The sequence below is a fragment of the Herbidospora daliensis genome, assembly GCF_001570585.1.
GTDB lineage: Bacteria > Actinomycetota > Actinomycetes > Streptosporangiales > Streptosporangiaceae > Herbidospora > Herbidospora daliensis.
Window position 1 is genome coordinate 82,914 of record NZ_BBXF01000002.1, and the last position, 12,136, is coordinate 95,049.

Annotated in this window: 12 protein-coding genes and 1 riboswitch; of the genes, 3 read left to right on the plus strand and 9 right to left on the minus strand. The window is 70.3% G+C overall.

Translation table 11 applies throughout. From position 1 onward, the window contains the following. Positions 1-37 precede the first annotated feature (37 nt). Complete coding sequence (locus AW274_RS06635) at positions 38-1,288, minus strand: RDD family protein (protein WP_062430217.1); 1,251 nt, start codon at positions 1,286-1,288, stop codon at positions 38-40. A gap of 115 nt (positions 1,289-1,403) precedes the next feature. Further along, the gene (locus AW274_RS06640) at positions 1,404-1,913 is read right to left on the minus strand and encodes an amino-acid N-acetyltransferase (RefSeq protein WP_062430218.1); all 510 of its coding nucleotides are present in this window, start codon (positions 1,911-1,913) and stop codon (positions 1,404-1,406) included. 178 nt (positions 1,914-2,091) lie between these two features. Next, a riboswitch (cyclic di-AMP (ydaO/yuaA leader) is annotated at positions 2,092-2,242 on the plus strand. Positions 2,243-2,244: 2 nt separating this feature from the next. On the opposite strand from AW274_RS06640, the gene AW274_RS06645 reads away from it, so the two are divergent. Beyond that, positions 2,245-3,216 carry a C40 family peptidase gene (locus tag AW274_RS06645; RefSeq protein WP_232320021.1) on the plus strand — a complete coding sequence of 324 codons (972 nt, stop codon included), beginning with the start codon at positions 2,245-2,247 and terminating at the stop codon, positions 3,214-3,216. Here the strand turns inward: AW274_RS06645 and AW274_RS06650 are convergent. From AW274_RS06650 to AW274_RS06680, 7 genes are all read right to left on the minus strand, one after another. Then, on the minus strand, positions 3,213-3,428 hold the full coding sequence (locus AW274_RS06650; RefSeq protein ID WP_030452964.1) for a LuxR C-terminal-related transcriptional regulator: 216 nt from the start codon (positions 3,426-3,428) through the stop codon (positions 3,213-3,215). The two genes, AW274_RS06645 and AW274_RS06650, sit on opposite strands and share 4 nt — an antisense overlap. A gap of 169 nt (positions 3,429-3,597) precedes the next feature. Further along, on the minus strand, positions 3,598-5,055 hold the full coding sequence (gene lysX / locus AW274_RS06655; protein WP_062431730.1) for a bifunctional lysylphosphatidylglycerol synthetase/lysine--tRNA ligase LysX: 1,458 nt from the start codon (positions 5,053-5,055) through the stop codon (positions 3,598-3,600). A gap of 54 nt (positions 5,056-5,109) precedes the next feature. Beyond that, positions 5,110-5,892: a type III pantothenate kinase gene (locus AW274_RS06660; RefSeq protein WP_062336940.1), complete on the minus strand. Its 783-nt coding sequence runs from the start codon at positions 5,890-5,892 to the stop codon at positions 5,110-5,112. 7 nt (positions 5,893-5,899) lie between these two features. Next, positions 5,900-8,401 (minus strand): L-aspartate oxidase, encoded by a 2,502-nt coding sequence (locus AW274_RS06665; RefSeq protein ID WP_062430220.1) that lies wholly within the window; start codon positions 8,399-8,401, stop codon positions 5,900-5,902. A gap of 48 nt (positions 8,402-8,449) precedes the next feature. Next, positions 8,450-8,869, minus strand: coding sequence for an aspartate 1-decarboxylase (gene panD, locus AW274_RS06670; RefSeq protein WP_062430221.1), 420 nt, complete (start codon positions 8,867-8,869; stop codon positions 8,450-8,452). Between the two features lie 10 nt (positions 8,870-8,879). Next, positions 8,880-9,710 (minus strand): pantoate--beta-alanine ligase, encoded by an 831-nt coding sequence (gene panC, locus AW274_RS06675; RefSeq protein WP_062430222.1) that lies wholly within the window; start codon positions 9,708-9,710, stop codon positions 8,880-8,882. After that, complete coding sequence (locus AW274_RS06680) at positions 9,701-10,591, minus strand: Rossmann-like and DUF2520 domain-containing protein (protein WP_062430223.1); 891 nt, start codon at positions 10,589-10,591, stop codon at positions 9,701-9,703. Before AW274_RS06680 ends, panC begins: the two co-directional genes overlap by 10 nt. Before the next feature lie 120 nt (positions 10,592-10,711). On the opposite strand from AW274_RS06680, the gene AW274_RS06685 reads away from it, so the two are divergent. Further along, positions 10,712-11,647, plus strand: coding sequence for an SAM-dependent methyltransferase (locus AW274_RS06685; RefSeq protein WP_062430224.1), 936 nt, complete (start codon positions 10,712-10,714; stop codon positions 11,645-11,647). A gap of 5 nt (positions 11,648-11,652) precedes the next feature. Beyond that, positions 11,653-12,135, plus strand: coding sequence for a cation:proton antiporter regulatory subunit (locus AW274_RS06690; RefSeq protein ID WP_061291204.1), 483 nt, complete (start codon positions 11,653-11,655; stop codon positions 12,133-12,135). The last annotated feature ends 1 nt before the right edge of the window (position 12,136 follow it).

Sequence of the window (12,136 nt, forward strand, 5' to 3'; positions counted from 1 at the left end):
TCGGCCCCGAGCCCCGTTTGTCCGGTGCGCTATGTCACTACTTGACCTTGACGACGATCGTATTCGCCACCTTGTCGTGAAGCGCCTGCTGCAGGGGCTTGTCCCAGAGCAGCCACAGAACGTTCAGGAGCGAGAACAGGCCCGCGACGAGGTTGAGGATCTGGCCCACCACGGGAACAAACGACAACGCGCGGATGAACTGTGGGCCGTACATGACGGCGGCGCGCTTGCCGGCGGTCTCGACGGAAAGTCCGGGCCTCGAGAGGTCGCCGCCCACCGGAATGACGCGGATTCCCATCACGATCTTTCCGAGGGTCTGGCCGCGCGACTTCAGCATGAAGAACTCGTATGCGAACCAGGCCGTGGCGCTCACGAGCGTGATCAGGATGGTCGCGAGGGTCAGTCCGCTGCCCTCGGTCACGCTCAGGTCGTCGATGTTGATCGACGGCTGCGTGACCACCAGAGCGGTGATCGCGAACGACAACACGAAGAACACCACGCCGATGATGAGGCCGTCGACGATGCGCGCCACGAGCCGCTGCCACCAGTCGGCCAGCGGAGCCGGCACGCCCGGGGGAAGGGCGTGGGCCGGGTAGCCGGGGTTGTAGGCGGGGGCGGAGTACTGCTGCTGGCCGTAGCTGCCCTGGGGCTGGCCGGGGTAGCCGGGCTGCTGCTGGTAGGTCGGGCCCTGCTGCTGCCCGTAGCCGGGCTGCTGGCCGTATCCCTGTTGCTGCTGCTGGCCGTAGCCCTGCTGGGGCTGCTGGGGCTGCTGGCCGTAGCCGGGCTGCTGGCCATAACCCTGCTGCTGGCCGTAGCCCTGCTGGGGCTGGCCGTAGCCCTGCTGCTGCCCGTAACCGGGCTGCTGGCCGTAGCCCTGCTGGGGCTGCTGCCCGTAACCGGGCTCCTGGCCGTAGCCCTGCTGCTGGCCATAACCCTGCTGCTGCTGGCCGTAGCCCTGCTGCGGGTAACCCTGCTGCTGGGGGTAACCCTGCTGGGGCTGCTGCTGGCCGTAGCCCTGCTGCTGGCCGTATCCGGGCTGCTGCCCATATCCAGGCTGCTGGCCGTAGCCCTGCTGGCCCTGCTGCCCTTGCTGCTGCCCCTGCTGCTGGCCCTGCTGGGCGTAGGGGTCGTAGTTCTGCTGCTGCTGGCCATAGACGGGCTGCTGGCCGGTCCCCCCGGTGGGGTTACGGCTCACGATCGTCATGTCCGGGTCGTAGTCCTGCGCGGGCTTGTCCTGGCCTTGCTGCCCTTCACGGTCGTCCGGGCGGTATGGCGGCTGAGCGCTCACCGTGTCACCTCACTTCGAGTACGCATGCGGTACACGTGAGACACGCACGCTTGACATAGCCAAAAGTATCGATAGCCGGATCTACAGTCACCTTCCCGGCCCGTTATGGCCACGGTCAAGCACGCGGTTCCAAGTGCAGGATCATGCGTGTATTGCCCAAAGTGTTGGGTTTCACATGTTCAAGATCGAGGAATTCCGCGACGCCTTCGTCGTAGGAGGCGAGCAGTTCGGCGTACACCTCGGGAGAGACGGGGGTGCCGTTGATCTCGCGGAAGCCGTGGCGTTCGAAGAACGTGACCTCGAAGGTGAGGCAGAAGACGCGGCGCACCCCGAGTTCGCGGGCGGTCGCGATGAGGGCCCCGACGATCTCGTGGCCGATGCCCATCCCGCGGCAGGCCGGGTCGACCGCGACGGTGCGGATCTCCGCCAGGTCCTCCCACAACACGTGGAGCGCGCCGCAGCCGACGACCGCGCCGTCGAGCTCGGCCACCCAGAATTCCTGGACGTCCTCATAGAGGGTGACGGTGCTCTTCATGAGCAACCGGGGACCCGATCCGGAGTAGGAGTCGACGAACCGGCGGATCGCCCGGACGTCAGGGGTACGCGCCCGGCGGACCTTGACCATGGCAAGGACCTTAACGGCCCAGCACAAATCGACGAAGCCTCCGGCCCCACGTGGCGACCGAAACCCCTGTGGTCACCTGCGTTACAGTGGCCTCTTGCGTGATCTGTCCGTGATTGTTCGGTTGTCGAACCTAGACAGAAATCGCAGTTCCGGTTGAGCACGAACATGACGTGCACTAATGTCCAGGCGGCCGAGTCCTCCGTCTGTGGCGGAGGAGCCGGGGACCCACCGGGGCCGCCATCGAGCGGCCCGATGGGGTGAATCCGCAAGGTAGGGCTGCTTCCGTCCGAACCCGTCAGCTAACCCGGCAGGCCCTCTGGAAGGAGCATGGTTGTTTCGTCGAACCGTCCGCAGGGTCGTGTTCGTGGGCTCGGCGCTGGCCCTCATCACCATCTGCGCCCCGGTGGTCTCCGCCACCGCCGACCCCGAGCCGACGCTGAAAGAGCTCACCGCCGAGGTCGAGAAGCTGCACGAGGAGATCGAGTCGCTCACCGAGCAGTACAACGGTGAACGCATCAGGCTCGACGAGGCCAAGCGGTCGGCCGCGACAGCCAAGAAGACGCTCGACACGAGCGAGGCCGACCTGGAGGCCCGTCGCAAGCGCGCGATGGTGTTCGCCACCAACGCTTACATGACGGGTGGCGCCAGCGGGATCGCGCTGATGAACGCCCCCAACCCCGACGCCTACATGGACGTCGCCTCGACCACCTACGCGCTGCAGCTGCAGAGCGGCGAGGAGGTCGTCCAGCTCACCAAGGCGCGCCAGGCCGCCCAGCGGGCCCGCGTCAGCGCCAAGGCCCGGCAGGACGAGGTCAGCAAGCTCATCAAGAGCCTCGACAAGCGCGAGAACTCGATCCGCGGCCTGATCAAGAAGACCGAGAGCGAGCTCTACTCGCAGGTCGCCGGCCAGGTGTCGGTGGCGAAGCGGCTCAGCCTGCCCGTCGTCGGCGACGGCAAGGCCGCCCAGGCGGTCAGGTGGGCGCTCTCCCAGCAGCTCAAGCCCTATGTGTGGGGCGCCGAAGGACCCAACTCCTACGACTGCTCGGGCCTGATCATGGCGGCCTACGCCACGGTCGGCATCAGCATCCCCCACTACACCGGCAGCCAGTGGACGGCCGGCACGCACGTCTCACGCGAGGACATGCGCCCGGGAGACCTGGTGTTCTTCTACAACGACCTGCACCATGTGGGCCTCTACATCGGAGGGGGCTACATGATCCACGCTCCCCGCACGGGTGACGTCGTGCGGGTCGCGGCGATCGGCAACAGGCCGTTCGCGGGCGCCGTTCGCATCGCCGACTAGATCAATCGCCGTCGGGCCGCCCATGCGACGGCCTCGATGGCGGTGGCGACGCCGATGCGGTCACAGATGCCGCGCAGCCGACGACGAACCGTCCGCCCGCTGACATCAAGGCTCCGCCCGACACGGTCGACGGTCACGCCCTTGGCCAGTTCGGCCAGCAGCAGCAACTCGTCGTCGGTCAGGCCGACGCGCTCGGTCTCGGAAACTGACATCGTGAGCCCCTCTCCCACGACGAATGATTCTCGCCACCCCTCAGGGAAGGTAAACGTCGGGGAGAATGGACGTCAAGCAGCGGTATTGACAGGCCAGGGCGTATGTGAACGCCTAGTAACGTAAGGCCCCCACGTTCTGTGGGGGCCTCACCTGCTGCTAAACGACGACTCAATGGCTGGGGCGGACCAGCGGGAACAGAATTGTTTCGCGAATGTTTTTTCCGGTGAACGCCATGATCATGCGATCGATGCCCGCTCCCATACCGCCTGTGGGGGGCATCGCGTACTCCAGGGCCTGCAGGAAGTCCTCGTCGAGCTGCATCGCCTCGGCGTCGCCGCCGGCCGCCAGGATCGACTGCTCGGTGAGGCGGCGGCGCTGCTCGATCGGGTCGACCAGCTCCGAGTAGGCGGTGCCGAGCTCGGTGCCGAAGCCGATCAGATCCCACTTCTCGGTCAGCAGCGGATTCTCCCGGTGCTGACGGGTCAGCGGCGAGGTCTCCAGCGGATAGTCCATCACGAACGTGGGCTGGACGAGGGTGTGCTCGACGAGCGCCTCGAAGACCTCCTGCACGAGCTTGCCCTGGCCCCATTTCGGGTCCCAGTGGATCTCGCGGCCGTCGGCCAGCTTCCGCAGGGTCTCCAGCGGCGTCGCGGTGGTGATCTCCTCACCGAGCGCCTCGGAGACCGAGCCGTAGAGGGTGATGCGCGGCCACTCGGCCAGGCCCAGGTCGATCTCCTGGTCGCCGTGGCGGACGACGCTGGTGCCGAGCGCGGCCACGACGGCCTTCTGGTACATGCGCTGGGTCAGGTCGGCCATGTCGTTGTAGTCGAGGTAGGTGCCGTAGGCCTCGAGCATGGTGAACTCGGGGTTGTGGGTCGAGTCGGCGCCCTCGTTGCGGAAGTTGCGGTTGATCTCGAAGACCTTCTCGATGCCGCCGACGACCAGCCGCTTGAGGTAGAGCTCGATCGCGATGCGAAGGTAGAGCTCCATGTCGTAGGCGTTGATGTGGGTCTTGAACGGCCGGGCCGCCGCGCCGCCGTGGATCGGCTGCAGCATCGGGGTCTCGACCTCGAGGTAGCCCTCCTCGTGCCAGAAGTCGCGGACCGCGCGCACGGTGGCGCTGCGGATGTGCGCCATCTTGCGGGCCTCGTCGTTGACGATGAGGTCGACGTAGCGCAGCCGGACGCGGGCCTCGGGGTCGCTGAGCCCGGCGTGCTTCTCGGGCAGCGGGCGCAGGCACTTGGCGGTGATGGCCCACGAGTCGGCCATGATCGACAACTCGCCGCGCTTGGACGTGATGACCTCGCCGGTGATGCCGACGTGGTCGCCCAGGTCGACGTCGCGCTTCCAGGCCGCCAGCGCGTCGTCGCCGAGCTTGTCGAGCGACAACATGATCTGGAGGTCGCCGGAGCCGTCGCGGATGGTCGCGAAGCAGAGCTTGCCGCCGATCCGGGAGAGCATCACGCGGCCGGCCACGCCGACGACGTCGCCGGTCGCGGCGCCCGGCTCGAGGTCGGTGTATTTCTCGCGGACCTCCGCGTTGGTCGCGGTCCGCGGGTAGTTCACCGGATAGGGATCGACGCCTTCGGAGACCAGGCGGTCCAGCTTTTCGCGGCGGACGCGCATCTGCTCCGGAAGCTCGTTCAGCTCTTCGCTCACGGCACTACAGATTAGCGGCGTTTACGCGGTGTTTCGGGCGTAGACCAGCCGCAGGCCGATGAGGGTGAGCCAGGGTTCGTGTACGTCGATCGTCCGCGCCTCGCTGACCACCAGCGGCGCGCCGGGGCCGGTCGCGACCACGGTGACCTCGTCGGGGTCGGCGGCGAGCTCGGCGGTCATGCGGTCGACGATGCCGTCGACGAGACCGGCGAAGCCGTAGATGATGCCCGACTGGAGGGCCTCGACGGTGTTCTTGGCGATCACCGAGCGGGGCCGGATGAGCTCCACCTTGTGGAGCTGGGCGCCCGCCTCGGCCAGCGCGTCGACGCTGATCTCCAGCCCGGGGGCGGTCACCGCGCCGACGTACTCGCCCCGCGCCGAGACGGCGTCGAAGGAGGTCGCGGTGCCGAAGTCGACGACCACGCAGGGGCCGCCGAACAGGCTGATGGCGGCCAGCGCGTTGACGATGCGGTCGCTGCCGACCTCTTTCGGGTTGTCCATCCGCACGGGCACCCCCGTGCGGACGCCGGGCTCCACGACCACCGAGGTCACGTCGCCGTAGTAGCGGCGGGACATCTCGCGCATCTCGTTGAGGACCGAGGGCACGGTCGAGCAGATCGAGATGCCCGAGATGTCGGTGTTCTTGAGGATGGCCGACTGGGCCAGCAACCCCTGGAGGATCACCGCGAGCTCGTCGGCGGTCCGCCGGGCGTCGGTGGCGATGCGCCAGTGCTCGATGACCTCTTCACCCTCGAACAGGCCAAGCACCGTGTGGGTGTTGCTGACGTCGATGGTGAGGAGCATGCCCCGATTATGCACCACGAAGATCTAGTGCAATATCGAGCGCCGGGGACGAATGGGTCAGCGCTCCGACGGCCAGGAAGTCGACCCCGGTCTCGGCGACCGCGCGCGCCGTGCCGAGGGTCAGACCGCCGCTCGACTCCAGCCGGGCGCGCCCGGCGACCAGTTCCACGGCCTCCTTGAGCTGCGGCACGGTGAAGTTGTCGAGCAGGATCTCCTCGGCCCCCTCGGCCAGCACCGGCTCGATCTGGTCGATGCGGTCGACCTCGACCTCGATCAGGATGTCGGGGTAGGCCTTGCGCACCGCGCGGAACGCCTCGGCGACCCCGCCGGCGGCCACCACGTGGTTGTCCTTGATCAGGGCGGCGTCGTAGAGGCCGATGCGGTGGTTGACGCCGCCGCCGCAGCGGACGGCGTACTTCTCCAGGGAGCGCAGGCCCGGGTGGGTCTTGCGGGTGTCTCTGACCCGGGCGCCGGTGCCGTCGATCGCCCTGACCCACTGGGCGGTCGCGGTGGCGATGCCCGACAGGTGGGTGAGCAGGTTCAGCGCGGTGCGTTCGACCGTGAGGAGCTCCCGGGTCTCGCCCTTGACGGTCATCAGCACGTCGCCGTAGGAGACCTGGTCGCCGTCCTTGACGCGGAGCTCGACCTCCAGGCCGGCGTACCGGAACGCGGCGGCGGCGACCGGCAGGCCCGCGACCACGCCGCTGCGGCGGGCCACGATGTCCCCGACGGCCTTCTGGCCGGCCGGGATGGTGGCGGCCGAGGTGACGTCCTCGCCGGTCGAGAGGTCCTCGCGGAAGGCGGTCTCGATGAGGGTGTGGACCTCGGCCGGGTCGAGCCCGGCGGCCAGCAGGTCGGCGTCGGCGCTGAGGTGCGGTACGTGCTCCATGACCAGTTCGCCCTTCTCGGTGAGCGTGATGTCGAGGTGGCCGAGCCACGTGTCGTCACGGCGGTCGGGGAAGTCCTCCCGCCAGTGGGAGCCCCGCGTCTCCTGCCGGGCCGCGGCGGCCCAGGTCAGGGCCGTGGCCACGGTGTGCAGGTTGGTCGCCTCCCACGCCTCGAGACAGGGCTCGACGGCGATCGGGGTCCACTGCGCGTCGCGCAGCGCCTTGGCGACCCCCGAGAGGCTCTCCACGCTGCGCAGTACCCCGGCGCCGCGGCTCATGAACGCCTGGACCCGGCCGCGGGCGCGCGGGTCGACCAGGCCGCTCTCCCCGTCGGAGACGTCGGGCCCCGGCACCGCGCGGGGGGTGATCAGGTCGGAGGCGATGCGTTCGGCGTACACGAGCCCTTCGAGCAGGGAGTTGGACGCCAGCCGGTTCGCGCCGTGCACGCCGGTGCAGGCGGTCTCACCGCACGCGTAGAGGCCCGGGACGCTGGTGCGGCCGAACAGGTCGGTGCGCACGCCGCCGCTGGCGTAGTGGGCCGCGGGGGCGACCGGGATCGGCTCGGTGACCGGGTCGATGCCGTGCTCCCGGCAGACCGCGAGGATGGTCGGGAAGCGTGCCTGCCACTTCTCCTCGCCGAAGCTCCGCGCGTCGAGGTAGACGTGGTCGTCGCCGGTCTCGGCCATCCGCCGCATGATCGCCTTGGCCACGACGTCGCGGGGGGCCAGATCCCTGAGCTCGTGGACGCCCGCCATGAAGCGCTCGCCGGTCGAGTCGATCAGCACCGCGCCCTCGCCCCTGACCGCCTCGCTGACCAGCGGCTGCTGCCCGGTCGACTCGTGGCCGAGCCACAGGACCGTCGGGTGGAACTGGACGAACTCCAGGTCGCGGACCACGGCCCCGGCGCGCAGCGCCAGTGCAACCCCGTCGCCGGTGGAGACCAGGGGGTTGGTGGTGGACGCGTACACCTGGCCCATGCCGCCGCTCGCCAGGACCACCGCGCCCGCCCTGACCGCGCCCACGCCGTCGCGGGCGCCCTCGCCCATCACGTGGAGGGTGATGCCGCAGGCGCGACCCTGGGCGTCGGTGAGCAGGTCGAGCACCAGCGCGTGCTCGATGATCTCGATGCGCGGCTCGTGGGTGGCCGCCTCGACCAGGGCCCGCTGGACCTCGGCGCCGGTGGCGTCGCCGCCCGCGTGCACGATGCGGTTGCGGCGGTGGCCGCCCTCGCGGGTCAGTTGGAGCTCGCCCCGGTCGTCGCGGTCGAAGCGGGCGCCGTGCTCCATCAGGCGCTTGAGCGCGTCGGGGCCCTCGGTGACCAGGACCCTGACCGCCTCCTCGTCGCAGAGCCCGGCCCCGGCCAGCAGAGTGTCGCTCAGGTGCTCGTCAGGGGTGTCGCCGGGGGCGAGCACGGCGGCGATGCCGCCCTGGGCCCACTGGGTCGATCCGGCCGACAGGACGTCCTTGGTGACGACGAGCACCCGGCCGGCCGGGGTCAGCTCGGTGTAGCGCAGCGCCACGGTCAGGCCCGCGATCCCGGAGCCGACCACGACCACGTCGGCGGACGTCGTCCAGCCGGGCGGCGGCGCGGTCAGTCTGCGGGGGAGGGAGGTGTCGGTCATCGCGAGCCCCTTTCGTCAATATGACGATAACGCCCGCGACGGAAGGGCTCATCCCCGGGTGGCCACTTGGTCGCCCCTTTCGAGGCCCGGAAGGGGGGATCCGGCCGGATCGGCGCCCAGCTCGACGATGCGGTTGTCGCGGTCGACATGGACGACCTTCGGCCGGAACACCCGCGCCTCGGCGTCGGTGAGCTGCCCGTACGCGATGACGATCACCAGATCGCCCGGTGAGACCAGATGGGCGGCGGCCCCGTTGATGCCGATGACCCCCGACCCCCGGGGGCCCGGAATGGTGTACGTCACAAGCCGCGCCCCGTTGTCGACGTCGACGACGTGGACCTGCTCACCGGCCAGCAGGCCGGCCGCGTCCAGCAGGTCTTCGTCGACCGTCAGCGACCCCACGTAGTGGAGGTCGGCCTGGGTCACGGTGGCCCGGTGGATCTTGGCCGTGAGCATGGTCCGGAGCATCGGGGTCCTTTCACAGGGTCACTACGACGTTGTCGATCAGGCGGGTCGTCCCGACCTTGGCCGCCACCGCGAGGATCGCCTCCCCCCGGTGGCCCGCGGGGACCTCGTCGAACGTGGCGGGGTCGGCCAGCGTCAGGTAGTCGAGCAGGAGCGGGGGCTTGAGCCGGGCGGCCTCCTCGAGCACCGCCCTGGCGGCCTCCTTGGCCCGGTGGGGGCCGGCCGCGCCGGCCCTGAGGGCCTTGGACAGGTAGAGCGCGGTGGCCCGGTCGTCGTCGGACAGGTAGCGGTTGCGGCTCGACAGGGCCAGGCCGTCGGGCTCCCTGACCGTCTGGCCGGCCACGATCGTCACGGGCACGTCGAGGTCGGCGACCATCCGGCGGATCAGGGCGAGCTGCTGGGCGTCCTTCTGCCCGAACACGGCCACGTCGGGCCGGGTCAGGTTGAACAGTTTCAGCACCACCGTAAGCACGCCGTCGAAGTGCCCCGGACGGAACGCGCCCTCGGCGACCGTGCCCATCGCCCCGGCCGACACCGAGACCTGCCGGTCGGGCAGGTACATGTCCTCGACGGCGGGCGCGAACACGACGCTCACGCCCTCTTCGCCGCAGACCTCCAGGTCGTGCTCGAAGGTACGCGGATAACGCCCGAAATCCTCGCCCGGCCCGAACTGGAGCGGGTTGACGAAGACGCTGACGATCACGTGGTCGGCCTGCTCGTGGGCCAGCCGGATCAGCGACCGGTGGCCCTCGTGCAGCGCGCCCATCGTGGGCACCAGCGCGTAGGAGCCGGGCCGGCGAGCTCCGGCGAGCTCCGCGCGGTTCCCGGCGACCGTCAGGTCCATATGTTGCCTCCCAGCGCGTCGAGGAGCCGTTCGGCCGCCTCGGGCTTCAACAGGCCCGCGGCCAGGGCGCGGTCGGCCGTCAGCCGGGCCAGCGCGATGTACGCGTCGGCCGCCTCGGGCGCCGCCAGTATCAGGGCGTCGACGTGCTTGCGCACGGTCTCGGCGTCTCCCCGGACGACCGGCCCGGTCAGCCCGTTGATCCCCAGGCGCAGCACGTTGTCGAGCGCGGCCCCGAGCAGCGGCCCCAGCATCCGGCCGGGGTGCTCCACCCCGATGCGCGAGAGCAGGTCCTGCGACTCGGCGATCAGGGTGACCATGTGGTTGGCCGCCCCGGCGACGGCCGCGTGGTAGAGCGGGCGGTCGCGGTCGTTGATCCAGACCGGTTCGCCGCCCATCTCGATCACCAGCGCCTCGGCCACCGGCCGCAGCTGCTCGGGCGCGGTCACGCCGAAGGTGCAGCCGTTGAGCCGGCCGAAGTCGTCGCCGCGCCCGGTGAAGGTCATCACCGGGTGGAGCGCCAGCGGCAGCGCCCCCACGTCGGTCGCGGGCTGCAGGACGCCCAGGCCGTAGGCCCCGCTGGCGTGCATCAGCAGCTTGCCCCGCAGGTCGGCGCCGGTGGCCGCGAGCCCGGAGACCAGGCCGGGCAGCACGTCGTCGGGCACCGTCAGCAGGATCAGTTCGGCTTTGCGCATGACCTCGTCGGGCCTGCTCAGGTCGACGCCCAGCAGGTCGTGCGCCCGTCGCTGGGACGCGTCGGAGACCCCGCTGGCGGCTACCACCCGGTGTCCCGCCTGGGCCAAAGCGGCACCGAGAACGGAACCCACCCGTCCGGCTCCGAGCACCCCCACGCTGAGCCGCGCGGGGCGATCGCTTGTGTCCATGCCGTCCTCCCGACCGCCAGAGTAACGGCGGCGCGTTACTGGAAGCCGTAAGGGTCCGGGGGGTCGCGGCGATCACGACTGTCCACATTCGGACACCGCTTCGTGGGTAGGGTCGTGCGGATGTGGGTTTCGTGGCGGGAGGCGGCCCATCGGGCGCTCTACGGAGACGGCGGGTTCTACCTGAAGGAGCGCCCTTCGGCGCATTTCCGCACGTCCGTCCACGCCTCCCCGATCTTCGCCGAGGCCGTGGCCCGGCTGCTCGGCCGGGTCGACGAACGGCTGGGGCGTCCGGCGCGGCTCGACTTCGTGGACATGGGGGCCGGTGACGGGCGCCTGGCGGCGGGGGTGCTGGCGGCGTTCGGCGACGACCGGCTGCGGGTGACGGCGGTCGAGGTGGCGGCGCGTCCGGCCGGGCTTCCCGAGGCGGTCGAGTGGGCCGAGGAGGCGCCCCGGGAGATCACCGGTCTGGTGGTGGCCAACGAGTGGCTCGACAACGTGCCGCTCGACGTGGTCGAGCAGACCCCCGGCGGCCCCCGGGTGGTCCTGGTCGACCCGGAGACCGGCGCGGAGCGCCTGGGGCCCCCGCTCAGCGATCCCGCCGACCTCGACTGGCTCGCCGCCTGGTGGCCGCTCCCCCGCGCCGGGTCGCGCGCCGAGATCGGCCGCCCGCGCGACGAGGCGTGGCAGAACCTTCTTGGACGTCTTTCGCGCGGCGCGTGCGTCGCCGTCGACTACGCCCACACCCGGGCCGACCGCCCCGAGCTGGGCACCCTGACGGGCTACCGAGACGGCCACGCGGTGGCCCCCGTACCTGATGGGACCTGCGACATCACCGCCCACGTCGCCCTCGACGCCTGCGCCCGGGGCGAGGGCGTGCTCACCACTCAGCGTGCGGCCCTGCGCGACCTGGGCCTCACCGGCGCCCGCCCGCCGCTGGCACTGGCCTCCGAAGATCCGCGCGGCTACCTGCGGGCGCTGGCCCGCGCCTCGGCCGAGGCCGAACTCATCGACCCTCGGGGGCTGGGAGGTTTCGGCTGGTTAGAACAGGTACGGTAAAGGGCGTGGAGATCGAGCAGACCGCATTGCCAGGAATCGGCCTCAAACACGAGTTCACGACCCACACGGGCCGTCGCATCGGCATCGTGTCCCACCGTTCCGGCAGACGCGATCTGATCATCTACGACCGCGACGATCCTGATCGGGCATGTGAGAGCGTCCAGCTCACCGACGAGGAGGCCGACGCCCTCGTCGAGCTCCTCGGCGCGCCCCGCATCGTCCAGCGCCTCAACGCCCTCCACCGCGAGGTCGAAGGTCTGGTCAGCGTGCAGATCCCGGTGACCCCGAGCTCGCCCTACGACGGCCGCACGCTCGGCGACGCCCGCATCCGCACCCGCACCGGCGCCTCCGTGGTGGCCGTCGTGCGCGGTGATCAGGTACACGCCAGCCCGACCCCCGATTTCGGGTTCCGGGCCGGAGACGTGGTCGTGGTGGTCGGCGACGCCGAGAACACCGCGGCGGTCGCCGACATCCTGGCTGACGGGTAGG

Excerpts from the sequence above, each read along its gene's own strand:
- AW274_RS06640 (WP_062430218.1), bottom strand. The coding sequence starts at position 1,913 with ATGGTCAAGGTCCGCCGGGCGCGTACCCCTGACGTCCGGGCGATCCGC.
- AW274_RS06650 (WP_030452964.1), bottom strand. The coding sequence starts at position 3,428 with ATGTCAGTTTCCGAGACCGAGCGCGTCGGCCTGACCGACGACGAGTTG.
- lysX (WP_062431730.1), bottom strand. The coding sequence starts at position 5,055 with ATGCGCGTCCGCCGCGAAAAGCTGGACCGCCTGGTCTCCGAAGGCGTC.
- AW274_RS06660 (WP_062336940.1), bottom strand. The coding sequence starts at position 5,892 with ATGCTCCTCACCATCGACGTCAGCAACACCCACACGGTGCTTGGCCTG.
- AW274_RS06665 (WP_062430220.1), bottom strand. The coding sequence starts at position 8,401 with ATGACCGACACCTCCCTCCCCCGCAGACTGACCGCGCCGCCGCCCGGC.
- panD (WP_062430221.1), bottom strand. The coding sequence starts at position 8,869 with ATGCTCCGGACCATGCTCACGGCCAAGATCCACCGGGCCACCGTGACC.
- panC (WP_062430222.1), bottom strand. The coding sequence starts at position 9,710 with ATGGACCTGACGGTCGCCGGGAACCGCGCGGAGCTCGCCGGAGCTCGC.
- AW274_RS06680 (WP_062430223.1), bottom strand. The coding sequence starts at position 10,591 with ATGGACACAAGCGATCGCCCCGCGCGGCTCAGCGTGGGGGTGCTCGGA.
- AW274_RS06685 (WP_062430224.1), top strand. The coding sequence starts at position 10,712 with ATGTGGGTTTCGTGGCGGGAGGCGGCCCATCGGGCGCTCTACGGAGAC.